This is a genomic window from Deltaproteobacteria bacterium (assembly GCA_020848745.1).
GTDB lineage: Bacteria > Desulfobacterota > Binatia > UTPRO1 > UTPRO1 > UTPRO1.
The window spans coordinates 114429-138807 of the sequence record JADLHM010000025.1 but is presented as its reverse complement, the minus strand read 5'-3'; the positions used below and the strand labels follow the sequence as shown (position 1 = coordinate 138807).

Here is a 24379-nt window from a genome sequence, read left to right as displayed (position 1 = left end):
TTAGCGGCGGCTCGGGCTTTTTTGTCGGGGTTGACTGACCGCAGGGTCGAGGCGGTGCGTCGAAGGATTCGCGCACCGCTTTTTTGGAGCGATCGCTGACCGCGTGGTTAGTGACGGTCGGCGTGTGGAGGGGAGCACAGCATGACGCAGGTCGCCGAGGAAGCCCGCCGCAGCTCCGCCGTCCCCCTGCCGCCGCGTCCCACGGCTCCGGCGCGCGGCGACGAGTTCCTCGCCAAGGTGACGCACACGATCGACCGCTCGCGGCAGTACTTCGAGCGCGAGCAGCACCCCGAAGGCTACTGGCACCGTCCGCTCGAAGCCAACGCCACGATGGACGCGCAGTACGTCTTCTTCATGCACTTCATGGGGCGGGTGAACCGCGAGCGCCAGGATCGGATCATCGCCCATCTCCTCGCGACCCAGCTTCCCGACGGCAGCTGGGCGCTCTACCCCGGGGCTCCCGGCCACCTGTCCAACACGATCGAAGCCTATGCCGCGATGAAGATGGCGGGTCTTCCGGCCGACGATCCCGCCCTCGCCCGCGCCCGCGCGTTCATCATGAAGAACGGTGGGCTCGCGAAGGCGCAGGTCTTCACCCGCTGCTTCCTCGCCTACTTCGGCCAGTATCCGTGGGACGGGGTTCCGGCGATGCCGGCCGAGCTCGTGCTCCTGCCGAGCTGGTTCCCGATCAACATCTACGAGATGTCGAGCTGGGCGCGGGGGACCGTCGTGCCGCTCGTCGTGCTGATGGCAAAGCGGCCCTACGTGCCGATCCCGGCCGGCCGCGGCGTCGCGGAGCTGTGGGTGCGGCCGCCCGCGCCGGAAGACTATGCGTTCCCGCCGGATGCGGCGCGCCCGTTCTGCTGGCGGAACTTCTTCCTCGGCCTCGATCGCGTGCTGAAGCTCCTCGGCAAGTCGCCGGTGAAACCGCTCCGCGAGCGCGCGCTCCGCAAGTGCGGCGACTGGATCCTCTCGCACCAGGACGTCAATGGCGGCTGGGGCGGTATCCAACCCGCGATGGTGAACTCGGTGATGGCGTTGCGCGTCCTCGGGTTCGCGGACGACCACCCGGCGGTCGCCAAGGGCATCCAGGCGATCGAGGATTTCGTGATCGAGGACGGCGAAGCGCTCTTCTTCCAGCCCTGCGTCTCGCCGACCTGGGACACCGCGCTCGCGGCCAAGGCGCTGCTCGATTCGGGCCTGGCGCCCGACGCGCCGATGCTCCAGAAGGCCGCCGACTGGCTGATCGCGAACCAGATCCTCGTGCCCGGTGATTGGTCGATCAAGAACCCCGAGCTCGAGCCCGGCGGCTGGGCCTTCGAGTTCGCCAACGCCTGGTATCCCGACACGGACGACACGGCCGTGATCCTGATGGTGCTGAACCGCATCCGCACCGCCGACGAGAAGGCGAAGCGGCGCGCGATCACGCGCGGCCTCAACTGGACGCTCGGCATGCAGAGCCGCAACGGCGGCTGGGGCGCCTTCGACACCGACAACCTCCAGGAGCTCTTCAACAAGATCCCGTTCGCCGACATGGAAGCGATGCTCGACCAGCCGACGGCCGATCTCACCGGGCGCCACCTCGAGCTCATGGGCGACTTCGGCTACGACCTTGGGATGCGGCGGGCCGCGCGCGGCCTCGGCTTCCTGAAGCAGATCCAGGAGCCGAACGGCTCGTGGTGGGGGCGCTGGGGCGTGAACTACATCTACGGCACCTGGTCGGTGCTGTCGGGGCTGCGGGCCATCGGTGAGGACTTGCGCCAGCCGTACGTCCGCCAGGCGGTCGCCTGGGTGAAGTCCCGGCAAAACGACGACGGCGGCTGGGGCGAGACCTGTGATTCCTACGGCGACCCGTCGCTCGCCGGCACGGGCCCGAGCACGCCGTCGCAGACCGCGTGGGCGCTGCTCGCGCTGCTCGCCGGCGAGGACGAGCTCGGCCCCGAGCTCGTGCGCGGCATCGACCATCTCGCGCGCAGCCAGCGGGACGACGGCACCTGGGACGAGCTGCACTTCACCGGGACCGGGTTTCCGCGCCATTTCTATCTGCGCTACTACATGTACCGGAACTATTTCCCGTTGATGGCGCTCGGAATCTTCCGGACGCGTGCCGAGGCGCACCTGGCGCGTCCGGTCGCGAACGCGGCGAATGGCCATGGGGCCACGGGCGGTCCCGTCGACGGCAATGGTCACGCGACTGCATGAGTGAAGCTCCACCGCGCCGCTCCTTCGCACTCCTCGGGTCCACGGGATCCGTCGGGGTGTCGACCCTGGCGCTGGTCGAGCGGTTCCCGGAGCGCTTCCGTGCCGTCGCGTTGGCGGCGGGGCGGAACACGGCGGTGCTCGCCGAGCAGATCCGCCGTCACGCGCCGGATCTGGTCTCGGTCGCCGACGAGGCGAGCGCGCGCGATCTGCGCGCTCGCGTCCCCGGGTTCACGGGCCGCGTCCTCGTCGGGAGCGAAGGGTCGCTCGCGGTCGCGACCCACGCCGAGGCGGACCTCGTGCTCTCGGCGCTGGTGGGCGCGCTCGGCCTCGTGCCGACGCTCGCGGCGGTGCGCGCCGGGAAACACGTCGCCCTCGCCAACAAGGAGGTGCTGGTCGTCGCCGGCGAGCTCGTGACGCGCGCCGCCCGCGAGCGCGGCGTGGACCTGCTGCCGGTCGACAGCGAGCACAACGCGATCTTCCAGGCGCTCCGCGGCCAGGCGCGGGACGAGGTGAAGCGCATCGTCCTGACCGCGTCGGGCGGGCCGTTTCTCGCGCGTTCCACCGCCGAGCTCGCGACCGTCACCGTCGCCGAAGCCTTGAACCACCCGACGTGGAAGATGGGGCCGAAGATCACGATCGACTCGGCGACCCTCATGAACAAGGGCCTCGAGGTGATCGAGGCGCGCTGGCTCTTCGGCGTGGACGCCGACCGCATCGACGTCGTGATCCATCCGCAGAGCATCGTGCACTCGATGGTCGAGTACGTCGACGGCTCCGTGCTCGCGCAGATGGCCGTACCCGACATGACGATCCCGATCGGCTACGCCCTCGCGTACCCGTCCCGCTTGCCGCTCGACTACCTCCGCCCCCTCGATCTCCCCGCCGCCGGCACCCTCACGTTCGTCGCCCCCGATCGCCAACGCTTTCCCTGTCTCGACCTCGCGTACCGTGCGCTCCGCGCCGGCGGCACCATGCCGGCCGTGCTGAACGCCGCGAACGAGATCGCCGTCGAGCGCTTCCTCGCCGAGGACCTCGCGTACCGCGACATTCCGGCGCTCGTCGCCGCCGTGATGGACGCGCACGCGCCCGCGCCCGCGTCCGACCTCGACGTTCTGCTCGCCGCCGACGCGTGGGCGCGCGCGGCCGCTCGCAGCGGCTCCGGGCGCGCGACGAGGGCGGCCGCGCGCTGATCGCACGTCGATGACGGCTCCTGCTCCCATGCCGGCGGCGGATCCGGCGGCGACCGCGGCCGCGTTCGCCGAGTGCGAGCGCATCGCGCGCGCGCACTACGAGAACTTCACGCTCGGCTCGCGCTTCCTGCCGCGTCACCTGCGACGCCACATCGCGGCGATCTACGCCTTCGCGCGGACGGCCGACGATCTCGCCGACGAAGAATCGAATCCGGAGCGCGCGCTCACCGGGCTCGACGCCTGGGAGCGGGAGCTGGAAGCCTGCTACGCCGGCGCGCCCTGTCACCCGATCTTCGTCGCGCTCGCCGACACGGTGCGCGCGTTCGCGGTCCCGATCGAGCCGTTCCGCCGCCTGCTCGCCGCCTTTCGCATGGACGCGCGTTTCGCGGGCTTCGACACCTTCGACGACCTCCTGCACTACTGCGCCCATTCGGCGAATCCGGTCGGCCACCTCGTCCTGTACCTGTTCGGCCACGGCGACGCCGAGCGGCAGGCGCGCTCCGACGACATCTGCACGGCGCTCCAGCTCACGAACTTCTGGCAGGACCTGGCGGTCGATCTGCGCAAGGGCCGCGTCTACCTGCCGCGCGAGGACATGGCGCGCTTCGGCTACGGGTCCGACGATCTCGCCCGTCACGCGGTGACGCCCGCGTTCCGCGAGCTCATGACCTTCCAGTGCGCCCGGACGCGCGCGCTCTTCGACCGCGGTCTCGCGCTCGTGCCCATGCTCGATCGGGGCGGCGGCCGCGAGATCCGGCTCTTCGCGGGCGGGGGGCTCGCGATCCTCGATCGCCTCGAGGCGGTCGGCTACGACGCGTTCAACGCGCGGCCGACGCTCTCGGGCTGGGCGAAGATGGGGCTCGTCGCGCGGGCGCTCGTCGGAGGCGGCGTGTGACCACCCCGACCCTGGATACCGCCTACGCCGAGTGCGCGCGCATCGTGCGAGCCTCGGGCTCGAGCTTCCATCAGGCCTTCCGCCTGCTGCCGCGCGCGCGCCGCCGCAGCCTCGAGGCGCTCTACGCGTATTGCCGGGTGGTCGACGACGCCGCCGACGACGGCGGCGACGCCCGCGCGGCGGTGGCGTTCTGGCGCGAGGAGCTCGCGCGTGTCCTCGCGGGAACGCCGACGCATCCGGTCGGCGTCGCGCTCACCGACTCGATGGCGCGGTTCGCGATTCCGGCGCAGCACCTCGTCGAGATCCTCGACGGTGTGGCGATGGACCTCGCGCCGCAGCGGTTCGCGACGTTCGCGGATCTGCGGCGCTACTGCTACCTCGTCGCGGCCGCTGTCGGCCTCGCCACGATCCCGATCTTCGGCTGTCGCGATCCGCGAAGCCGCGACTACGCCGAGTCGCTCGGGGTCGCGCTCCAGTTGACCAACATCCTGCGCGACCTCGCCGAGGACGTCGAGCGCGGCCGCGTCTACCTGCCGCACGAGGACCTCGCGCGTTTCGGGTACACGGCGCGCGACCTCGCGACCCACGTCCGGAACGACGCGTTTCACGGGCTCGTCGCGTTCGAGTGCGCGCGCGCCGGCGAGTTCTACGCCGCGGCGCGGCGCGCGCTCACCGCCGTCGACCAGCGGGCGCTCGCCCCTGCGGAGGGCATGCGGCTCGTCTATCGCCGCGTGCTCGCCAGGATCGCCGCGCACCCCGAGATCGTCTTCGGCCCCCAGGTGCGGCTGCCGCGCTGGCAGAAGGTCGCGCTCGCCGGGTTCGCGTGGCTCCGAACGCGCTTGCCGCGCGGCGCGTCCCTGCGCGCGGCCCATCAGGAGAGCCCAGCGTGAACGACGTCCTCATCATGGGCGGGGGGTTCGCCGGCCTCGCCGCCGCGACCCAGCTCGCCGCCGCCGGCCGGCGTGTGACGCTGCTCGAGAAGCGCCCCGTGCTCGGCGGCCGCGCCTATTCGTACACCGACCAGACCACCGGCGACGTCATCGACAACGGCCAGCACGCCATGATGGGGTGCTACGGCGAGATGTTCCGGTTCCTCGAGCGCATCGGGGCGGCCGACAAGCTCGCGATCCAGCCGGGGCTGCGGGTCGACATGCTCGATCCCGAGCGCGGGGCGGGCGTCATCAGCTGCCCGCCGCTGCCGAATCCGCTCCACATGGGGGCCGGCGTGCTCGGATACCGCCTGCTCTCGGTCGTCGATCGCGCGCGCGTGCTCGCGGGCGGCCTCCGTCTGCTGATGATGAAGCGCTTCGGCGACCAGCGCCTCGCGGAGCTCACCGTCGACGGCGTGCTCGACCTCCTCGGACAGAGCGCGGCCGCGCGCCGCGCGTTCTGGCATCCCGTCGCGATCGCGACGCTGAACGACGATCCGGCGATCGCCTCCGCCGATCTCCTCGCCGAGGTCATGGTGCGGGCGTTCTTCGCCGGGAAGAACGCGGCGCGCTTCGTGCTCTCCAAGGTCGGGCTCTCGGATCTCTACACGCACGACGCGCGACGTTTCATCGAGGCGCGTGGCGGCCGCATCGAGACCAGGGCCCACGTGGTCGGCGTCGGCCTCCGGGGCGGCGAGGTGAGCCACTTCGAGCTGCGCGACGGCCGCCGCCTGACCGCGTCGGCCTACGTGAGCGCGGTGCCGCCGCAGGGACTCTTCCCGCTCCTGCCGATCGCGGTCCGGCGCGCCGTGCCGGGGCTCGGCGGCATCGAGGGCCTCACGAGCTCGCCGATCGTGTCGGTGCACGTCTGGTTCGACCGGCCGATCCTCGCGGAGCGGCCGTTCGTCGGCTTCGTCGGCACGGGCACGCACTGGGCGTTCAATCGCGACGTCATCGCCGGCCGGCGTGATCGCGCCGGCGGGTATCTGAGCTTCGTGATCTCGGGCGCGCGCGCCATCGTCGACGACGACAACGACGCCATCGTCGCGCGCACGCTGGCGGATCTGCGCCGGCTCGTTCCCGCGGCCGCGGCCGCGACCGTGCGTCATACGCAGGTCGTGAAGGAGAAGTTCGCGACGATGTCGCCCACGGTCGCGTCGGCGCGCATGCGGCCCGCGGCCGTCACGCCATTCGACAACTTCGTGCTCGCCGGGGACTGGACCGACACCGGTCTCCCGGCGACGATCGAAAGCGCGGTCATGAGCGGCCATCGCGCCGCCGACGTCGTGACCGCGCGCCTCACCGCGCTCGGGACCCCGGGGAGGGAAGCGCGCGCGGCCAGCTGAGTCGGGGTTTCAGTGGCATCGACAAGGGGGGAAGGACGAATGACGACACCGGCAGGACAATCCGCAGTGCGGTGGGAAGACAAAGGCAGCGACTCCGCGGGTCTCGGGGGCGTGCACGTGCGCCGGCTCGAGGTCCAAACCAGCAAGCGCATGGAGATCCACGACCTCACCGAGACCGTCCGGGAGATGGTGCGCGCGACCGGCATCACCGCCGGGCTCGTGACGGTGAGCACGATGCACACGACGACGGCCGTCTTCGTGAACGAGCCGCAGACCGCGTTGCTGGACGACATCCAGCACATGCTCGAACGCCTCGTGCCGCGCGCCGAGGAGTGGAAGCACAACGACCCGCGCTACTCGGACTGCGATCGCCAGAACGCCGACGCGCATCTCCGCGCGATCATGCTCGGCAGCAGCGTGACGCTGCAGGTGGCCGAGGGGGCGCTGACGATGGGGCAGTGGCAGCGCGTGCTGATGGCCGAGCTCGACGGGCCACGCAAGCGCGGGCTCGTCCTGCAGGTGCTCGTAGCGAGCTGATCTTCGTTCGCGTCGCACGACGGCCGCGCAGGCGTGGAGGCGGGGCGCGGTTTCTGGGAACGCGCTGTATGACTTTGGTCATAGAGCGCGCCGGCGGGCGCGCCGGGCCGGCACCGCGCGGGTTTCACCTTGCGGGGGCTTGCGCAGCGTGCCAGAAGTCATGGGCGCCCTGCCTGCCGACTGGCGACACCACCTGCGGAGAATCCCTCGATGATCCCGAACCGCTCCACCCTTCCTGCGCTGCTCGCTCAGCTCGTATTCTTCGCCGCGACGGCGGCCTTCCATGCCGAGGCCGCCGGGGTGCCGGCACCCGTCGCCTACGCGCCGAACGTCCCGCCGCCGCTCAAGGGCGGCGCTCCGCAGACCTTGGTGGTCAACATCGAGACGAAGATGACCACGATCACGCTCGCGCCCGGCGTCAGTTACGAGGCGTGGACCTTCGGCGACGGCGTGCCGGGCCCGTTCATTCGCGCGCGCGTCGGCGACACGCTGGAGATGCACCTCACCAACAACGACGCGTCCGGCATGATGCACAACATCGACCTGCACGCGGTCACGGGGCCGGGTGGCGGCGCGGCGGTGACGTTGGCGATGCAGGGCGAGGAGAAGGTCGCGACCTTCCGGCTGATGCACGCGGGACTCTTCGTCTACCACTGCGCGACGCCGCCGGTGCCCACCCACATCGCCAACGGCATGTACGGCCTCATCCTGGTCGAGCCGAGGGGCGGGCTGCGGCGGGTGGACCGCGAGTTCTACGTGATGCAGAGCGAGTTCTACACCGACCCGCCCTCCGGCGGCGTGGCCGTGTACTCGCCGACGGACGGCGCCGCCGAGCATCCGCGCTACGTCGTCTTCAACGGTGCGGTCGGGTCGCTCACCGGGGCCGGCGCGCTCACGGCCGCCACCGGCGAGCGCGTGCGGATCTATTTCGGGAACGCCGGGCCGAACCTGATCTCGTCGTTCCACGTGATCGGGGAGGTCTTCGACAAGGTCTATCGCGAGGGCGACCTGCTGAGCCGCCCCGGCCGCAGCATCCAGACCACGCTGGTGCCGGCCGGCGGCGCCGCGATGGTCGAGTTCGACGTCGAAGTACCGGGCACCTACGTGCTGGTCGACCACGCGATCTACCGCACCGGCAAGGGCGGCGTCGGGCACCTGGTGGTGACGGGGCCGAACCGGCCCGACATCTACGATCCGCCGGGCGACGGCGGGCATTGAAGGCGCGGGCGAGCCCGGTTCCGTTTCGGCCGGCGGCGCGCGTGGCTTCAGGGCGCGAGCTTCAAGGTGTCGAGTAGGCCGCGCAGATCGGTTGCCACGATCCCGCGCTCGATCTCGATCGGGACGAGCCGCCCGCGAAGCCGGAGGAGGCAATCGACCGCGACGCCGCCGCCGGAAACGTCCGCACGAGCTGCCGCAGACGCCGTTCGGCGATGCGACGATGCAGTGCCATGGACGTGAAAATCAGAGGGGGAGATTCTGATTTTCAAGGTACCCCGTATGGTGTGCGGCCCGCGACCCGAAGGGCGATCGACGGCCCTCCGGCTGCGGGGCTCCAGCCTGACGGCATGCGTCACGCGGTGAGCGCCTCGGCTACGGCGGTGGACTCGATCTCGGGATGAGACCGGGCGGTTCGCCTGACGGGACACGGCTGCTATGGTGCGCCGCTCACCATCGACGGAGGTTTCCATGCGACCCGCGCCGCAGACCGGCATCGTGCCATTCTGGAAGAACTACGACCGCAAGACGGTCATCCGCTTCGCCAAGCTCGCCGAGGACCTCGGCTACGACTCGATCTGGGTGCCCGAGGCGTGGGCCTACGAGCAGTTCCAGCTGCTCGCCGAGATCGCGCTCCAGACCAAGCGTATCAAGGTTGCGACCGGCATCGCCAACGTCTTCAGCCGTTCGGCCGGCGTGCTCGCGATGAGCGCGGCGACGCTCGACGAGATCTCCGAGGGCCGCGTGATCCTCGGCCTCGGGACGAGCGGCAAGGTCGTCGTCGAGAACTTCCACGGCGTGAAGTACGAGAAGCCGCTCACGCGCCTGCGCGAGACGGTCGGCATCCTGCGCGCGCTCTGGCGCGGCGAGCGGCTCGATCCGAGCCTGAGCACGCTCTTCGATGCCCGCCACTTCAAGCTCGAGATGACGCCGTTCCGCCCGGACATCCCGGTCTACATCGCGTCGCTTCAGGAGAAGGCGGTGAAGGACGTCGGCCGGGTCGCCGACGGCTGGATCCCCACCTTCTGGCCCTACGAGCACTTCGAGGACGGCATTGCCTGGCTCGAAGACGGCGCGCGCGCGGCGGGCCGCGGCGACGTGCGCGTGAACGTCGCGCCCTTCATGGCGGTCATCCCGTTCGACGACCTCGACATGGCGCGGAGCCTCATCAAGCCGCTCGTCGCGTTCTACATCGGCGGCATGGGCGTCTATTACCACGCGCTCTTCTGCCGCTACGGCTTTCAGGAGAACGCCGACCGCGTGCGCGAGCTCTACAACGCCGGCCAGCGCAAGGAGGCGTCGGCGGCGGTGAGCGACGCGTTGATCGACGCGATCGCCATCTGCGGACCGGCCGAGCACTGCCGCGAGAAGCTCGCCGAGTGGCGGAGCTTCGGCGTCGACTCGGCGCTTCTCAACCTGCCGACCAACGTACCGCCCGAGCTCACCGAGGGCTTCCTCCGGCAGATGGCGCCGGCGCGCGCCTGAGGGCGTGATGAGCACCGCCAAGGGCGCGTACCGGACGGCGCTCGTGACGGGCGCGTCGAGCGGCATCGGGCAGGCGCTCGCCGAGCGTCTGGCCGCCGACGGCGCCCTCGTCGTGCTCGCGGCCCGCCGCGCCGAGCGGTTGCACGCCGTCGCCGAAGGCATCGAGGCCGCCGGCGGCCGGGCCCGCGTCGAGCCGATGGACGTCACCGACACCACGGCCGCGGTCGCGCGCATCCGGGCGCTCGACGCGGAGCTCGGCGGCTTCGACCTCGTGATCGCGAACGCCGGCGTCGGCATGAAGCACAAGGGCCTGCCGAGCTACGCGTGGGAGGCGATGGCGGAGGCGTGCCACGTGAACTTCTGCGGCGCGGCGGCGACCCTCACCGCGGTCTTGCCGCAGATGGTCGAGCGCGGCCGCGGCCACGTGGTCGGCATCAGCTCGATCGCGAGCTTCGCGCCGATCCCCGGACGCGGCGGCTACTGCGCGCCGAAGGCCGGCCTCTCGATGCTGCTCGAATGTCTGCGGCTCGAGCTCGCCGGCACCGGCGTCCACGCGACCGCCGTACACCCGGGCTTCGTGCGCACGGCCATGACCGCCAAGAGCACGTCGCTCCCCTTCGTGGTCGATCCGCCGGCGGCCGCCGAGCGCATCGTCGACGAGCTGCCGGCGTTTCCCGCGGCGATCGACTTCCCCTGGCAGCTCGTGACCGCGGCGCGGCTCGGCGCGGCACTGCCGCGGCTCGTGCGCGATCGGGTGATGGGCGCCGCCGCCGCGCGCCGGTAGCCAGCGGCATGTCGCCTCGGCGCCGCTCCGGGGTTCGGCGCGACGCGCCGCTCCCATGATCCGCGTCGTCCCCCGCCTCGCCGTCGCCGCGCTCGCCCTCGTCTGGCTCGCGACGAGCATCGACCTCCCCACGGTCGGGCATGCGCTCGCCGCCACGTCGCGGAGGGCCGTGCTCCTCGCGACCGTCGCGTCGTTCGTCGGTAACGTCGTCGTCGCCTTTCGCCTGCGGGTGCTGCTCGGAGGACAGGGGGTGGCCGGGCGGGCATCGCAGATGCTCGCCATCAACCTCGCGGCGTTCTTCTACAATCTCTTCCTGCCGGCCGGCGGCGTCGGCGTCGCCGCGCTCCGGCTGCAACGCCTCTCGGCGCGCACGCGCGGCGGCTTCACCGCGGCGCTCACCGCGATGGTGTGCGACCGTCTCGCCGCCCTCGCGGGCCTCGGGGTCATCGGGCTCGCCGGGTGGGTCGCCGATCCGCAGCCGAAGCCGCCGGGCGGGTTGCTCGTGTTGCTCGCCGGGACGAGCGCGATCGGCGTTCTGGCCGCGCCGCGCGCCGTGCCGACGGCGTGGCGCGCGTTCTTGCGCGAGCTGCAGGCCGGGGGCGGCGGGACGTGGTGGTCGGCGGCGCTCGCCCGCCTGCGCCGCTCGCTCGGCTCGGTCGCCCGATTGTCGTCGGGAACGCTCGCGCGCATCCTCGGGCTGGCGATCGTCGCGCAGATTCCAGGCGTCTTTGGGTACGTCGCGCTCGGCCGCGGCCTCGGGATCGACGTCACGTTCGCGGCGATGGCATGGGTGCGGAGCGTCGTCGTCCTGTTCACGGTGCTGCCGATCTCGATCGGCGGCCTCGGCGTCCGCGAGGGCGTGCTGGTCTTGACGCTGGCGGCGTACGGCGTGCCGGCCGCCGACGCGCTCGCGCTCTCGATCCTCGTCTTCGCGACGACGATCCTCGCGCCGGGCCTCGTGGGGGGCGTGCTCGAAGGATGGCACTGGCGCCGCGGCGATGCTCCGGCTTGACCACGGCGGACGGGCGAGGTGAATGGACGGTGCATGCGTTCGTTCGCCGTCGCCGTCGCGGTGCTGCTCGCGCTGGCCCCGCCCGTCGCCGGCGCGGCCGCGGCCCCGGGCGCCGCCACGCTCTCGTTCGAGCGGGACGGCGTCGTCGTGAAGACGCTCGACCGGCCGGCGCTCGAGCGCGCGTGTGAGCCGAAGACCGTCGCGCTCGCCGATCCGTACTACGGCCGCCCCAAGCGCTTTCGCGCTTGTCCGCTCGCGACCGTGCTGCGCCTCGGGTTCGGCGACCTCGACGCCGCGGCGCGCGACGGCGTGGAGGTGTTCTTCCGCGCCCGCGACGGCTACGTGAAGCCGGCGAGCGTCGCCCGCGTGCGCGAGCCCGGCGGCTGGCTCGCCTTCGCGGACGCCGACCGCATGCGCGGCGACGACCCCGGCTGGGAGCCGATCGACCGCCGCCAGACCGACCCGGGGCCGTACTACGTCGTCTGGGAGAATCCCGCGGCGCACGATCCCCATCGCTACCCGTGGCCGTACCAGTTGGTGGCGATCGAGCTCGGATCGTTCGCGAAGCGCTGGCCGCACATCGCGCCGACCGGGGCCGCCGCCGGCGGGCCCGCCTGGACCGGTTTCACGATCTTCCGGCGCGAATGTATCGCCTGCCATGCAATGAACGGCGAGGGCGGCACGATCGGCCCCGAGCTGAACGTGCCGCGGAGCATCGTCGAGTACCGGCCCGTCGATCAATTGAAGGCATTCATCCGGGCGCCGCAGTCGTTCCGCTACACCAGCATGCCCTCGCACGAGCACCTCTCGGACGCCGAGCTCGACGATCTCGTGGCCTACTTCGGCGCGATGCGCGATCGCAAGCACGATCCGCGGGCGGCCGCGCGCGCGGAGGCGCGATGACGGCGCTCGCGGGCGCCGTGCTGCGCGTCGACGTCCGATCGCTCGCGACCCGCCACGGCGACTTCACGGTGCACGTCTGCCGCGACCTCATGCGGCGCACCTATCTCCTGGTATTGGCGCGCGGCGCGCTCTCCGCGCGGGAGCCGCTCCTCGCCCGCGTGCATTCGTCGTGCGTCACGAGCGAGACCTTCGGGGGCTGCGACTGTGATTGCTCGGAGCAGCTCGACGCCGCGCTCGCGGCGATCGCCGCGGCGGGGCGCGGCGTCGTCTTCTACCTCGATCAGGAAGGGCGGGGCGCCGGATTCAGTGCCAAGGTCCGCGACCGCATGCTGGTGCAGGCGAGCGGCGGGCGCCTCGGCACGTTCGATGCCTACGCGCGTATGGGCCTGCCGAGCGATCTCCGCGCCTACGACGCGGTCGCCGCCGCGTGCCGCGCCCTCGGCGTCGCGGCGCCGCTCCGCCTCCTCACGAACAACCCCGAGAAGCTCGCGATGCTCGCGGGCCTCGGCGTACCGCTCGCCGGCGCGGTGCCGCTCGCGCTGCCGCCGTCGCCGTTCAATCGCCACTATCTCGCCGCCAAGACCGCGGCGGGTCATGGGCTGTCGGTGGCGGGCGCGGACGACGAAGCGACGCCGCCGGCGCCGCCCGAAGTCGTCGCGCCGCGCGCGCTCCCCGAGGCGCCGACGCTGATCGGCCTCGGCTCGTACTGGCTCCCGGTGCGACGGTGGGCCGATCCGGACGCGACGCCCGCGTGGTTCCGGCTGCACGCGTACGTCGACGCCGTGCGCGGGCGCGAGCGCGTCGTGCTGACCTTGGGCGACACGGGAACGACGCCCGTCCTGTTGCGCGTGCAGCGTGAATCCCTGCTCGAGCGCGTGCGCGGCCCGGCGCCCGGCCTCGAGCAGTCGCGCTGGCTCGCGACGTTGCGCGCCTTCGCGGCGCACGGCGCCGGGGTCGCGATCATGGAGACGGACGAGCACGGCGACAGCCTCTTTCCGATCGCGTCGCGCTCGGAGGACGCGGCCGCCAACGCCACGCTCGCGCGCCGCCACCTCGGGGGGCGCGCCGCGGTCCCGCTCGTCGCCGCTGCCGAGCAGGGAGCGGCTGCCTGGCCCGCCGCGCTCGCCGCGGCCGGCGTCGCGCTCGAGCCTCCGCGCGCGCTCGCGGCCGCCTGATGCCCTGGCGCGAGGCGCGGCGCGCGCTGGAGGCGCGGGCGCGGGCGTTGCCGGCGCTGCTGCGCGCGGCCTCGACGCTGCCGCTCGATCCGCCGCGGATCGGGCTCGGCGAGATCCGTCGCGTCGTCGCGACGGGCGTCGGCGGCTCGGCCGCGCACGCCCGGCTCCTGGCGCATCTCCTCGCCGAGCACCTCGGGTGCGACGCGCGCTTCCGGCCGATCGGGGCGTTCGTCGAGCCGCCGCCGCCCGGCGCGTGCGACGACCTCCTCGTCGTGGTGTCGCAAGGGCTCACGCCGAACGCGCGCCTCGCGCTCGCCGACCCCGCGGCATGGCGGCATGTCGTCCTCCTGACGGCGACACACGCTGCCGACGCGCGCGCGGGCGGCCGTGCCGACGCCGCCGACTTCCTCGAGCATCTGCACGCGATCGGCGTGGAGGTGCGTCCGTTCGCGGCCGGGACCGAGGAGTACGGAACGCTCGTGCGCGTGACGGGTCCGACGATGGGAATGCTGGCGGCGTTCCGCTGCGCCGAGGCGCTCGCGGCGACCATCGGCCGCGCGGCGGCGGTGCCGCATTGCGACGGCGCGGCGCTCGCCGCCGCCGTCGCGGGCGCGGCCGCGCGCGCCGGCGATCTCCGTGCGCTCGCGGCGAGCGGGCGCCTCGCCGGGCTGCTCGCCTTCGTCGCGAGCGGGGAGTACGCGCGCCTCGCTGCGCACCTGCCGTGGAAGCTCCTCGAAGGGCTGCTCGTGCCCCTGCCACCGATCTTCGACCTCCTCGAGTTCGCGCACGGCCCGTTCCAGCAGGCGAGCGCCGGGGCGGCGACGCTCCTCGCGCTGGCTCGCCCGGACGCGACCCGAGAGGATGAGCTGCTCGACCGCTTCGCCGGCATGCTCGATCCGACGCGCCACGCGCTCGTCCGCCTGCCGGCGACGTTGCCGATGCCGCTCGCGCTCTTCGAGCACGAGGCGCTGGTGACCGAGCTCGTGCTCGCGGGCATCGCCGCGCACGGCGTGGAGCAGGCGCGCTGGCCGGGGCAGGGAAGGGATCGCCCGCTCTATGCCGTCGGCGGCTTCGACGAGGCCGCGGCTTTCGTGCCGGGCGAGGCGGCGGCGCCGGCGCGCGCGGGGGCACCGACGGCGGGCGGCGCGGCGCGCGCCGGGTCGACGCCCGCCGCGCCGCGGCTCGCCGATCTCAGCTGGCCCGAGCTCGCCGGCGCGCTCGCGGCGCGACCGCGCGTCGCGCTCGTGCCGCTCGGCGCGACCGAGCAGCACGGCCCGCACCTCCCCTTCGCGACCGATACGTGGATCGGCGACGCGCTCGCCGCGCGCCTCGCCGCGCGCTTTCCGGAAGCGATCGTGTGCCCGACGGTGCCCTTCGGCTGCTCGCGCGAGCACCTCGCGTTTCCCGGCACTCTCGATCTCGCGCCGACGACCCTCTCGGCTGTGCTCGCGGACCTCGTGCGCTCGCTCGCGCGCGCCGGTTTCGCGGGCGCGTTCGTCTTCTCCGCGCACGGCGGCAACTACGCCGATCTCGCGGCGATGGTGCCGGCGCTCCGCGCCGCCGCGGCGCCGATGCGGATCGAGGCGTTCACGGATCTCGCACGTGTCGCCGCGACGTTCGCGCGCGTCGCGGCCGAGGCCGGCGTCGATCCGCTCGCGGCGGGTCACCACGCGGGCGAGGCCGAGACGTCGATCCTGCTCGCGCTCCGGCCGGCGAGCGTGCGGACCGCGGCGCTGGCGGCGGGGCACACGGGCGCGGTCGCCGACCCGCAGGCGCTCTTCTACCCGAGCCTCCGCGACCACGCCCCGACCGGCGTCGTCGGCGACCCGCGCGGCGCGAGCGCGGTGCGCGCCGACGCCTATCTCGGCGCCTGGGTCGACCTCCTCGCCGATGCCTACCTGCGGGCGAAGAACGCGCCATAGGCGAACGGCACCCAGAAGGCGTAGTAAAGCTGGTTCGGCAGGATCCGTAGCGCCCAGCCGAGGTCGAGGCCGGCGATGATGAGCGCGTCGGCGAGCGCCCAGAGCGCGTAGTAGGTCGCGACGTAGGCGAGCACGCGGCGGAGGTAGATCCGCAGGCGCGGCGCGGTGCCCGGCACGCGCACCGGCACGACCCATTGGCGCAGCGCGAGCGCCACGACGAGGAACGCGAGCTCGTAGGCGAGCCAGATCGATTGCGCAGGTGGCGCGGCGACGCGCGTGCGCACGAGGGCCTCGGCCGCCACCGCGACGAGCGGCACGACCAGCGTCGCGAGCGCGGCCGCGAGCGCCGCGCGCGGCGGGACCAGCCGGAGCGCGTCGCGGGTCGCGAAGACCGGGTCGGCGACGCGCGCGTCGTGCTGCGCGCCCGCGTGCGTCATCAGGGCGAAGACGAGGAGGTAGACGCGGAAGTCGCCGAGCAGCACGAACGCCACCATGACGGCGGTCGCGACGGGCGCGTCGGCGACCCCGAGCACGCGCAGCAGCGGCCCGCCCGCGAGCGGGTCCACGACCGTCAGGACGGCGAACGTCCCGGCCCACGCTTCGACGAAGCGCCGCGCCCCTGGGACGATGCCGCTGCCGTCCGGCCGCTCCGTCCACGCCAGATAGAGCAGGAAGAGCAGCGGCACGATCGTCACCGCGACCGCGCTCTGGAGATCGCTCCGGTAGAGATCGTGCCAGGTCGCGAAGCTCACGCGCGCGTCAGCGGCGCTCGCCGGAGTGCGCGAGCGCCTCGGCCTTCTCGGGGCTGTCGATGCCGAGTGCCAGCTCCTTCAAGAGGCCCTCCTCGAGCGTGTAGACGAGGCCGTGCAGCAGGAGCGTCGCGCCTCCCTGCCACGCCTTCTGCACCACCGGCGTCTGCGAGAGGTTGTAGATCTGCTCGATCACGTTGAGGTCGATGAGCCGCCGCAGGCGCACGGCGGGATCGGCGATCGCGTCGAGCTCCCGGCGGTGCAAGCGCATCACGTTCCGGATGTTGCCGAGCCAGTTGTCGACGAGCCCGAGCGGCGCCGTGCTCGCCGCCGCCTGCACGCCGGCGCAACCGTAGTGGCCGCAGACGATGACGTTTGCGACCTTCAAGATCTCGACGGCGTACTGCAGCACCGACAGCACGTTCAGATCGGACGTGAACACCTGGTTCGCGATGTTGCGGTGGACGAAGAGCTCGCCCGGCGTCGTGCCGGTCAGCTGATCGGCCGGGACGCGGCTGTCCGAGCAGCCGATGAAGAGGAAGTGCGGCTCGGCGGGCTTGGCGCGTGTCCGGAAGAACTCCGGGTCGCTCTGGGTCATGGCGGCCACCCAGCGGCGGTTGCTCGCGAAGAGGCGCTCGATCCGCTTCGTCTCGTCCATCGACCGCCGGCCTTAGCGCAGCCCGCGGCCGATTGCGACGGATCGGTAGTGTCTCGGTTTGATCATGCACCGGAGCCTCGGTCTGCCGCGCGCCGTCTGCCTGCGGTGTCGGCGGTGGGGGGTCCGGGATGCTTCCTTCTGTGAAGTTGAAGCACGGCCCGAGCGATGGGCGCGCCGATACGCCGACTCGCCGTGACGCACTCGATGGCGGCACGTGGACGGCCGCACGAAGAATTGGGGGATGCTGCCGCAGGTGGGTGGGTCGGGGCTGGCTTCGGGGAGCCGCGCCGCGCGTCGTGCGCAGGCCAGAGAGGTACCAGCGGGCCGTACGCGCTGGGTGGCTTGATCCCGGCGACCGTAGAAGGCAGCCCCGACCCGCCCGCCTGCGGCCACCGCTTCCGAAGGACTCCGCCGCGGACGGATCGGATCGAGGGGGAACGGCACCTTCGTACCCGGCACGCCAACGAAGTGGATCGTGCCGTTCCCGCCTCGAGCTTCGCGCGTCAGGGCAGCGGCACCGTCGCGAGCGGCACCGTCAGGTCGTCGAGGGCGTGCACCTGGACCTGCGACGTAGCGATCGAGTAGACGGCGTCGCCGATGAAGACGCCGCGCCGCATGCGGGCGAGGACCGCGCAGTGTCCCTCGAAGGCGAAGAGCGGCGGGCACGGCGCCTCGGCTGACGCACCGTGGTCGACGACGCCCCGCCGCGCGATGCCGGCCGTCGCATCCACGTCGAAGAGCTCGAGCGTCGCGTGGCTTGCGGCGTCGTAGAGGTTCACGGGCAGCGCCAGGAGGCCGCGCCGCGCGTCGAACGTGAAGGCGAGGTGATCGTGCTCGGCGGGGCTGTAGGAGCTGGCGGGGAGCTCGTAGGTCGAGGTGAGCCGCGGCGAGGTCGGGTCCGAGACGTCGAAGAGGCGGAGTGCCGGGGCGGTGATCTGACCGCCCGCCGTTCCGGCGCGCCCGATCGTGAGCAGATGGTCGGCGTCGAGGGGGTGCAGATATTGGCTGAAGCCCGGGAGCTCGACTTCGCCGAGCAGGCGCGGGTTCGCCGGATCCGCGAGGTCGACGACGAAGAGGGGATCGATCCGGACGAAGGTGACGAGATAGGCGCGATCGCCGAGGAAGCGCGCGGCCTGGAGCTGCTCGCCGGGCGCCAGGTCCTCGCTCGCGCCGAGGATCACGAGCGCGCCGTCGCGGACGGTGGCCGTGGTGAGGCGCGTGACCGGCGTTCCGCGCTCCGTATGCTGAAACGTCGTGGCGACGCGGACGACGTCGTCGCGCACGTCGAGCGAGAATTGCGAGAGCACCGTCCCGGGTACGAAGCCGGAGCCGCGGTAGACGACGTCCGCCGCGTCCGGGGCGAGGGCGAACACATGGAGCGCCGTGCGGGTGCCCGCCTCGGCGAGCGGCTCGCTCTGCCAGGTCGGTTGCGCGAGGACGAGCGTATCGGCGCTCGCGTGGATCTCGGTCGCTTCGCCGAGCAGCAGCGTATCGGCGAGCGGCGCGTCGTCGGACGCGAGGTCGATTCCGACGATCAACGTGGCGCCCTGCGGCGCCCGCGCCGTCGGCGGAATCTCCGCCCGGTCGCATGCGAGGGGCCGTTCCGTGAGCGTTCCGCCGACGCGCTCGCGCACCGTCGGCAGCCAATCGGCGAGCGTGCTGTCGTCGATCGCGGCGAGCGCCGACGACTCCCAGGCGTCGACGCGGGTCAGGAACTCCGCCAGGTCGCCGGACGCCCAGGGCAGCACGGTCCAGGGGTCGACGAGACCGACGGGCGTCCCCCAGTCGCGTTGCACGATCACGCGGCCGCGCGCGTCGTGCCGGCGGGCGGCGACGTAGTCGCCCTCGATCCAGGCTTCGCGCACGACGCGCGCCGGCGTCGCGTGCACGTCGAGGAGCGTGAGCTTGGTGAAGACCGACAGGCACGACGCCGTGAGGGGAGGGAAGAAGCTCGCGGGCCCGGGCACGGGGAAGGGCGGGCCGATCGTGTCGCAGCGGCGGTCGCCCCCGAGCGTTCCGTCTTCGTCGAAAACGGACGATACGACGAGCGCCCGCCCGTTGGCGACGAACATGCCGATCGGCGCGCCCTCGATCGGGACGCGCTCCGCGAGCGTCGTCGCCTCCGGTGGCACCGCCGTCAGGATCGAGAGCTCGTCGTTCCCGAGCAGGTAGATCCGATCGCCGGCGATCTCGACGACGTCCGCCTCGTCGACGCCGGGCACCTGGGTGTTGGTGTCGGTCGCCTCGGGCGGCGCGCCGCCGTTCGGGGCCAGGGTCGGCGCCGCGGCGGGGGTGCTCGCGGGCGTCGGGGAGCCGATGCCGCCGCCTTCCGTGTAGTACCAGCCGCCGATGCGGACCTCGTCGGCTTGCGCCCGGATCTTGGCGCGGGCATCGGTGCGGATCGCGTCGAGGAGCTCGTCGCAGTCGGCGGCGCGCGACAGCGCGGCGGACGCGGGTGCGGGGGCGTCCGTGCCGTCCGCGGAGCCCGAGCCGCCGCCGCACGCCGCCGAGACCAGCATCAGGAACCCGAGCATCGTGTGTTGCCGTCGTCGCATGGCGATTCCCTTCCCGGCGCATTCCGGCGCCGCGTTGCATTCACGATATATGTGGGTATACTTCACAAAATGAGTGAATGTCAAGGCGGTATGTCGCGCGACGGTCGGCGGCGTCTCGGATAAAGGGCCCGCATGGCCGAACGTGAGAGCAGCCGCACCATCGGGGACCTCTTCTACGAGACCCGCGTTATGCGGGGCCGGCGCTGGTCGTTGCGGCGTTTCGCGACGGAGGCGCTCGACGGCCGCATCGAGCCGGTGATGTTGAGCTACATCGAGAAGGGGGACCGTTTCCCGAGCGAAGACCTGGTGCGGCACCTGGCGGCGTTCCGGCGCGAGGATCCCCGGGCGCTCCTCGCGATGCTCTGGCGCGACCGCATCGTCTACGCGGTGAGCCGCGAGATCGACCGCGCCTTCCAGGCGGCGCCCGCCGTCGGCGACGTCGAGGACGGCGCGCTCGCCGTGCGCGTCGGCCGCGCGATCGCGGCGCTCCCGGACGACGGCGACTGGATTGCCGTCGAACGCTGGCGCCGCGAGTTCCGGCGTGACGGTAAGCGCCGGCGCCGCTCTCCCGCCGAAGAGGCGGCGCTCGATCAGCGCGTCGAGGAGACCCTGAAGCGGCACGACCTCGTCGAGGTCCGTGCCGGCAAGGCGCGCCGGAAGGGCCGCCATCTGCAGGCGGAGGGCGTCGACGAGCGCCGCGCCGTGGCGCGCCAGTTCGTCGAGCTCTTCGCGAAGGGACTGCTCGACCGCGTCGCGCTTCCCGACGCCCCGACCGGCACATACCTGCGCAACCACTATCTGAACGTCGAGCGCGCCCGCATCGGCGAGTTCCACGCGGCCCTCGACGACGCGCTGCGAGCGCTCAGCGAGCGTTTCGCGGCGGCGCCGTCGCGCGACACCGCGTTCATGAACGTGCTGGCCACCGCGACGGTGGCCTGAAGGAGATGGCGATGCGGACGTGGCAACGAATCGTAGCGGCATCCCTCGCGGGCGTTCTCGCCTCGTGCGGCGGCGGCAGCGGCTCGACGGGGCTCGTCACCTCCGAGAGCGTCGTCGTCGACGACGTGCGGGCGAACGGGACGTGCGACGAGTTCGACGGCGTGACCTATTGCGGCAGCGACTCGCCGAACGCGACGGCGCCGGGCGGCGAGAGCGTGAGCGTGGTGACGGACGCGCCGACGGCGGCGCCGACCCCGACACGGACCGCGACGCCCGCGGCCACCGCCACGAGCGTCCCGGGCGGGAGCCCGACGCCGACCGACGGCGGGTCGAACCCCTCGCCGACCGCGACCGCGGCGGCGCCGACGCCCGCCGGCACGGCTTCGCCGGTGGCGACGGGCGCGCCGGCGACGCCGGCGCCCACGGCGTCGCCGGCCGCGGCCGGGTCCGTGACCGTCGTGCTCGACGGCTTCGACGCCGGCGCCGCCTGCGCCTCGGCCGCGCGCGCGCTCGGCAGCGACGCGCCCTGGCGGACCGCGAGCCTCGTCCCGGTCGCGACCGGCGGCGCGCCGACGACCTTCCCGCTGCCCGGCGGCGTGCCGCCCCCCGTCGACCTGGCGCTCCTCTGCTGGGACGCGCCGCCGGCGACGGTGCCGGCCGAGGTCGGCACGCTCGCGGAGGCGCAGCCGACGGTGGTCTTCGTGCTGCCGAGCCCGTGAGACGTGCGGACCCCATCTAGCGCGGCACGCCGCAGCGCTCGAAGCGCATCGTCGGGAGGCCGCTCGGGACGGTCTTCGGCACGAGCGCGCAGAGCGCCGGGAGGCTGGCGCGCTCGTCGAGGAGCCCGCGGCGGAGGAAGGCCAGGAGATCCTGGCGCTCGCGGTTGGTGAGCACGACCGGCGCGAGCAGCCACGGGTCGAGCCGCTCGAGGACGGGCTGAATCGGCCCGAGCCGCAGGCGCAGGTCTTTGTCGACCCCGGCACGCCGCGGGTCGTACGCGGGAGCCCGGCGGAGGGGATCGAGGTGGAACTCGACCGCGTCGCGCAGGCGCGTGAAGGCGCCGTTGTGGAAGAACGCCGGCTGCAGCGCGAGATTGCGGAGCGGCGAAGTGCGGAACTTGTAGCGGTCGACGGCGCTGCCGGTCACCTGCTCGAGCCCGAAGTCCTCGTCCTTGCCGGGGCCGTCGAAGATCACGTTGCCGGCGCTAACGCCGAAGACGGGCGCGATCTGGGGCACGCCGACGACGCGGCTCTGGAAGTCGCTGAACATCTCGTTGGCGGCGCCGGCGACGGCGTGGCAGTCGACGCAGCGCCCCTTGCCGAAGAACACGAGCGCGCCGCGCTTCTCCCTCGCGGTCATGGCGCGCGGCTCGCCGCGCGCGAAGCGATCGAGCGGAGCATCCGCGAACACCAACGTGAACTCGAACTCCGCGATCGCGCGCCCGAACATCGTGAAGTCGATCGGGCCGCCTCCGGCGACGCTCGGAAAGCGCGCGCCGAAGCGGCTGCGGTAGGAGGGCGAAGCGTTCAGGCGATCGAGCACCGCGGCGCGGATCGGCTCGTTCCGGAAGCCGCTCTGGTCGGGCGGCGGCACGACGCCGCCGCGTCCGTCGTCGAAGGCGTCGAAGGCGGGGCCGATCGTGCCGGCCGTACCGGTGAAGCCCGCCACCTCGACGAGCTCGGTCGGCGGGATGTGCGCCTGCGCGATCAGGAGGTGCGTGACGACCGGATCGGCGGCGGGGAACTTCGTCGCGCCCTCCGGCGCGGGGAAGAGGAACCCCCGCGCGTTGTCGAAGGGATCCCCCGAGGGCGCCGAGAAACGGCCGTTCCACATCAGCGCGGGAAAGAACGCCGCGTTGATGACGGTCGGCGCGCGGCGCTGGTTGCGCGGCCCGGCGCGGCGCGGCCCGACCCGGTCGTTGCTCTGGATGCCGATCGCGATCGACTGCGTGTCGGCGAAGCCGGCCGACGGCGCATGGCAGCCTCCGCAGGCATTGTCCGAGTGGAGCCCGCCGATCTTGTCGAACCATAGGAGGCGGCCGAGATCGGCGAGGGCGGGATCGATCGCGCGCCCGAGCCGCTGCTCCAGGCTCCGGCCGACCGTGCCCGTGAATCCCTGCTCGGCGAGCACCTGGCGCAGGGTGGCGTCGAGGTGCGCGCTCGGGGCGGCGTGCGCGGTCGCGGCGACGAGCCCGAGGGCGGCGAGCGCGAGCGTTCCGGCGCAGCACGCGCGGCGGCGCGCGCGCCACGTGCGACCGTCGGTCGGTCGAGCGGCGAGGGGGAAAGCGGCGGCCATGCTCCGTCATCTCGGAGCGCCGTGCGGCCGTCAACGCCCGATCTGCTCCGCGGGGCTCGCGACGAGCGCGACGATCGCGGCGGCGATCGCGCCCGCGTGGGCCTCGTCGAAGCCGTCGACGTCCGCGTCGGCGCGGAGCGTCGTCGCGAGCGCGGCGTGGTCCGCGCGCACCGCCGCGGTGCGCGCCGCGACCAGCGCCGCGACCGTTGCTTCGTCGAGCGCGTCGATGCGCGGGCGGAGCGCGGCGAGGGTCGGCGCGCCGTGGGCCGGCGCGGACGCGGGACGCGCCGCTCCCTGTACGGCGCGGGCGGCGTCGATCTGCGCGCGCGCGAAGCGCGCGGCGGCTCTGCCGTCGAGTCCCGCGGCGCGCGCCCGCGCGACGGCGCGCGCGATGACCTCGGCCTCGCGGGCCGGATCGACGATTGGCGTGCCGGCGGCGCGCTTCGCCGCCGCGACCGCCGGCATCAGCATGAGGCGGCGCGCGGCGAGGTCCACGACGCGGGCGAGCTCGGGCGCGAGGATCGGTGCGTTCGCGCCCGCGAGCCAGGTGTCTCGCAGGCGCCCGAGCGCGCCGTCGTGCTCGGACGCGAGGAGCCACGCGTCGAGATCCGCGGCGAGCGTCTCCCGCCCCGGTGCGGCCCAGTACGCCTTGCGGTCGCGGCTGAGGCGCGCCGCCACCACGAACGCGTCGGCCGGGAAGGTCGCCGCTTCGAGCGTGTCCGTCACCACCGCATCGACGGCGCGCGCGGCGAGCAGCTCCGGGAGGCGGCGGTTGTCGTCGACGGGCACGAGCGTGGCGTGGCGGAGCCGGGTGCGCGCCACGCGCTCGAGGTGCCCGCCGTGGTTCACCGCGATCCGGACGCCGGCACGATCGACGCGCGCCGCCCCTACGGCGTCGCGGCGCACGAGCACGACCGCTTCCGAACGCGCGGTCGCCACCGTCATCGTGCCGACGAGGAGGCGGTCGGCGCGGACGGTGATGCCGCTCATCGCGACGTCGAACTCGCCGGCGGCGAGTCGGGCGGCGAGCTCGGGCCAGCGGAACGGCACGAGCTCGAGGCGTCGGCCGCGGGCGTCCGCGTACGCGCGCGCGACGGCGACGTCGAAGCCGTCCCACGCGCCGTCGGCGCCGCGCAGCGAGAAGGGCGGATAATCGCCGCTCGTGCCGACGCGGAGCGGTGCCGCTGCCGCCGCGCCCGGGACCGGCCGCCGCGCCGCGCACCCGCTCGTCGCCAGCAGTAGGACGGCGCAGGCGACGAGGGCGGTTCGACCCCGGCGCGTCACGCGGGCCGCCGCGCACGCCGATCGGCCTCGGCGCGTCGCTCCGCCGGACGCCCGCGCGGACGACGGGCGCGCAGGTCCCGGGACGTCGATCGAGTACGGTCCGTCGCTCGCCTACCGCTGCCGCGCGTCACCCGTGCTGCTCGCGCCCGCGCGACTGCACGCCCGCCCGCCGCGCCGCGATCGCGTCGGCGCTGAGCGTGCGCGCGTGGGCGCGCGCGGCGCCGCTCTCGAGCGCGAGGGGCCTGCGGGCGGTTGAGCGTCAGGGTGACGATGCCGTCCTCCTCGTCGACCAGCAGTACGGGCC

20 protein-coding genes are annotated in these 24379 nt (G+C 73.2%); 15 read left to right on the top strand and 5 right to left on the bottom strand.

Translation table 11 applies throughout. The annotated features are described in order from the left end of the window. Positions 1–141 precede the first annotated feature (141 nt). The 13 genes from shc to IT293_03995 all read left to right on the top strand — a co-directional run bounded on the left by shc (position 142) and on the right by IT293_03995 (position 15595). Positions 142–2202: a squalene--hopene cyclase gene (gene shc / locus IT293_04055; protein MCC6763816.1), complete on the top strand. Its 2061-nt coding sequence runs from the start codon at positions 142–144 to the stop codon at positions 2200–2202. Beyond that, positions 2199–3392, top strand: a complete 1194-nt coding sequence (locus IT293_04050; protein ID MCC6763815.1) for a 1-deoxy-D-xylulose-5-phosphate reductoisomerase — start codon at positions 2199–2201, stop codon at positions 3390–3392. The genes shc and IT293_04050 overlap by 4 nt, the downstream gene beginning before the upstream one ends. A 10-nt stretch (positions 3393–3402) precedes the next feature. Continuing rightward, positions 3403–4287 (top strand): squalene synthase HpnC, encoded by an 885-nt coding sequence (hpnC, locus tag IT293_04045; GenBank protein ID MCC6763814.1) that lies wholly within the window; start codon positions 3403–3405, stop codon positions 4285–4287. After that, the gene (gene hpnD, locus IT293_04040) at positions 4284–5177 is read left to right on the top strand and encodes a presqualene diphosphate synthase HpnD (protein ID MCC6763813.1); all 894 of its coding nucleotides are present in this window, start codon (positions 4284–4286) and stop codon (positions 5175–5177) included. Before hpnC ends, hpnD begins: the two co-directional genes overlap by 4 nt. Further along, entirely contained in the window at positions 5174–6562 is a 1389-nt protein-coding gene (locus IT293_04035) for an FAD-dependent oxidoreductase (protein MCC6763812.1), read from the top strand. The genes hpnD and IT293_04035 overlap by 4 nt, the downstream gene beginning before the upstream one ends. A 39-nt stretch (positions 6563–6601) precedes the next feature. Continuing rightward, positions 6602–7099, top strand: a complete 498-nt coding sequence (locus IT293_04030) for a YjbQ family protein (protein MCC6763811.1) — start codon at positions 6602–6604, stop codon at positions 7097–7099. 210 nt (positions 7100–7309) lie between these two features. Then, positions 7310–8317 carry a nitrite reductase, copper-containing gene (gene nirK, locus IT293_04025; protein MCC6763810.1) on the top strand — a complete coding sequence of 336 codons (1008 nt, stop codon included), beginning with the start codon at positions 7310–7312 and terminating at the stop codon, positions 8315–8317. A 468-nt stretch (positions 8318–8785) separates the two neighbouring features. Then, a complete protein-coding gene (locus IT293_04020) occupies positions 8786–9799 on the top strand; it encodes an LLM class flavin-dependent oxidoreductase (GenBank protein MCC6763809.1) in 1014 nt (337 codons plus the stop codon). Positions 9800–9806: 7 nt separating this feature from the next. Continuing rightward, entirely contained in the window at positions 9807–10583 is a 777-nt protein-coding gene (locus tag IT293_04015; protein MCC6763808.1) for an SDR family NAD(P)-dependent oxidoreductase, read from the top strand. 55 nt (positions 10584–10638) lie between these two features. After that, positions 10639–11595 carry a flippase-like domain-containing protein gene (locus tag IT293_04010; GenBank protein MCC6763807.1) on the top strand — a complete coding sequence of 319 codons (957 nt, stop codon included), beginning with the start codon at positions 10639–10641 and terminating at the stop codon, positions 11593–11595. A gap of 33 nt (positions 11596–11628) precedes the next feature. Continuing rightward, complete coding sequence (locus tag IT293_04005; GenBank protein ID MCC6763806.1) at positions 11629–12498, top strand: cytochrome c; 870 nt, start codon at positions 11629–11631, stop codon at positions 12496–12498. Continuing rightward, positions 12495–13673 (top strand): GTP cyclohydrolase II, encoded by a 1179-nt coding sequence (locus tag IT293_04000; GenBank protein MCC6763805.1) that lies wholly within the window; start codon positions 12495–12497, stop codon positions 13671–13673. The genes IT293_04005 and IT293_04000 overlap by 4 nt, the downstream gene beginning before the upstream one ends. Then, on the top strand, positions 13673–15595 hold the full coding sequence (locus IT293_03995) for a creatininase family protein (protein MCC6763804.1): 1923 nt from the start codon (positions 13673–13675) through the stop codon (positions 15593–15595). The genes IT293_04000 and IT293_03995 overlap by 1 nt, the downstream gene beginning before the upstream one ends. On the opposite strand, the gene IT293_03990 is transcribed toward IT293_03995, so the two are convergent. The 3 genes from IT293_03990 to IT293_03980 form a co-directional block, all read right to left on the bottom strand. Continuing rightward, complete coding sequence (locus tag IT293_03990) at positions 15568–16347, bottom strand: hypothetical protein (GenBank protein ID MCC6763803.1); 780 nt, start codon at positions 16345–16347, stop codon at positions 15568–15570. The two genes, IT293_03995 and IT293_03990, sit on opposite strands and share 28 nt — an antisense overlap. A gap of 7 nt (positions 16348–16354) precedes the next feature. Further along, the gene (locus IT293_03985; protein ID MCC6763802.1) at positions 16355–17002 is read right to left on the bottom strand and encodes a carbonic anhydrase; all 648 of its coding nucleotides are present in this window, start codon (positions 17000–17002) and stop codon (positions 16355–16357) included. Between the two features lie 503 nt (positions 17003–17505). After that, positions 17506–19557 carry a beta-propeller domain-containing protein gene (locus tag IT293_03980; protein MCC6763801.1) on the bottom strand — a complete coding sequence of 684 codons (2052 nt, stop codon included), beginning with the start codon at positions 19555–19557 and terminating at the stop codon, positions 17506–17508. A 132-nt stretch (positions 19558–19689) separates the two neighbouring features. Here IT293_03980 and IT293_03975 point away from each other — a divergent pair, with 132 nt between their 5' ends. Further along, positions 19690–20496 carry a hypothetical protein gene (locus IT293_03975; GenBank protein MCC6763800.1) on the top strand — a complete coding sequence of 269 codons (807 nt, stop codon included), beginning with the start codon at positions 19690–19692 and terminating at the stop codon, positions 20494–20496. 11 nt (positions 20497–20507) lie between these two features. Then, positions 20508–21215: a hypothetical protein gene (locus tag IT293_03970; protein ID MCC6763799.1), complete on the top strand. Its 708-nt coding sequence runs from the start codon at positions 20508–20510 to the stop codon at positions 21213–21215. Between the two features lie 16 nt (positions 21216–21231). On the opposite strand, the gene IT293_03965 is transcribed toward IT293_03970, so the two are convergent. Both IT293_03965 and IT293_03960 read right to left on the bottom strand, forming a co-directional pair. Then, positions 21232–22791 (bottom strand): hypothetical protein, encoded by a 1560-nt coding sequence (locus IT293_03965; protein MCC6763798.1) that lies wholly within the window; start codon positions 22789–22791, stop codon positions 21232–21234. Positions 22792–22821: 30 nt separating this feature from the next. Then, complete coding sequence (locus IT293_03960; protein MCC6763797.1) at positions 22822–24075, bottom strand: transporter substrate-binding domain-containing protein; 1254 nt, start codon at positions 24073–24075, stop codon at positions 22822–22824. Positions 24076–24379 lie beyond the last annotated feature (304 nt).

Excerpts from the sequence above, each read along its gene's own strand:
- IT293_04010 (MCC6763807.1), top strand. The coding sequence starts at position 10,639 with ATGATCCGCGTCGTCCCCCGCCTCGCCGTCGCCGCGCTCGCCCTCGTC.
- IT293_03975 (MCC6763800.1), top strand. The coding sequence starts at position 19,690 with ATGGCCGAACGTGAGAGCAGCCGCACCATCGGGGACCTCTTCTACGAG.
- IT293_03985 (MCC6763802.1), bottom strand. The coding sequence starts at position 17,002 with ATGGACGAGACGAAGCGGATCGAGCGCCTCTTCGCGAGCAACCGCCGC.
- IT293_03980 (MCC6763801.1), bottom strand. The coding sequence starts at position 19,557 with ATGCGACGACGGCAACACACGATGCTCGGGTTCCTGATGCTGGTCTCG.
- IT293_03965 (MCC6763798.1), bottom strand. The coding sequence starts at position 22,791 with ATGGCCGCCGCTTTCCCCCTCGCCGCTCGACCGACCGACGGTCGCACG.
- nirK (MCC6763810.1), top strand. The coding sequence starts at position 7,310 with ATGATCCCGAACCGCTCCACCCTTCCTGCGCTGCTCGCTCAGCTCGTA.
- IT293_04050 (MCC6763815.1), top strand. The coding sequence starts at position 2,199 with ATGAGTGAAGCTCCACCGCGCCGCTCCTTCGCACTCCTCGGGTCCACG.
- IT293_04030 (MCC6763811.1), top strand. The coding sequence starts at position 6,602 with ATGACGACACCGGCAGGACAATCCGCAGTGCGGTGGGAAGACAAAGGC.
- IT293_04020 (MCC6763809.1), top strand. The coding sequence starts at position 8,786 with ATGCGACCCGCGCCGCAGACCGGCATCGTGCCATTCTGGAAGAACTAC.
- shc (MCC6763816.1), top strand. The coding sequence starts at position 142 with ATGACGCAGGTCGCCGAGGAAGCCCGCCGCAGCTCCGCCGTCCCCCTG.
- IT293_04000 (MCC6763805.1), top strand. The coding sequence starts at position 12,495 with ATGACGGCGCTCGCGGGCGCCGTGCTGCGCGTCGACGTCCGATCGCTC.
- IT293_03970 (MCC6763799.1), top strand. The coding sequence starts at position 20,508 with ATGCGGACGTGGCAACGAATCGTAGCGGCATCCCTCGCGGGCGTTCTC.
- IT293_04015 (MCC6763808.1), top strand. The coding sequence starts at position 9,807 with ATGAGCACCGCCAAGGGCGCGTACCGGACGGCGCTCGTGACGGGCGCG.
- hpnC (MCC6763814.1), top strand. The coding sequence starts at position 3,403 with ATGACGGCTCCTGCTCCCATGCCGGCGGCGGATCCGGCGGCGACCGCG.
- IT293_03995 (MCC6763804.1), top strand. The coding sequence starts at position 13,673 with ATGCCCTGGCGCGAGGCGCGGCGCGCGCTGGAGGCGCGGGCGCGGGCG.
- IT293_04005 (MCC6763806.1), top strand. The coding sequence starts at position 11,629 with ATGCGTTCGTTCGCCGTCGCCGTCGCGGTGCTGCTCGCGCTGGCCCCG.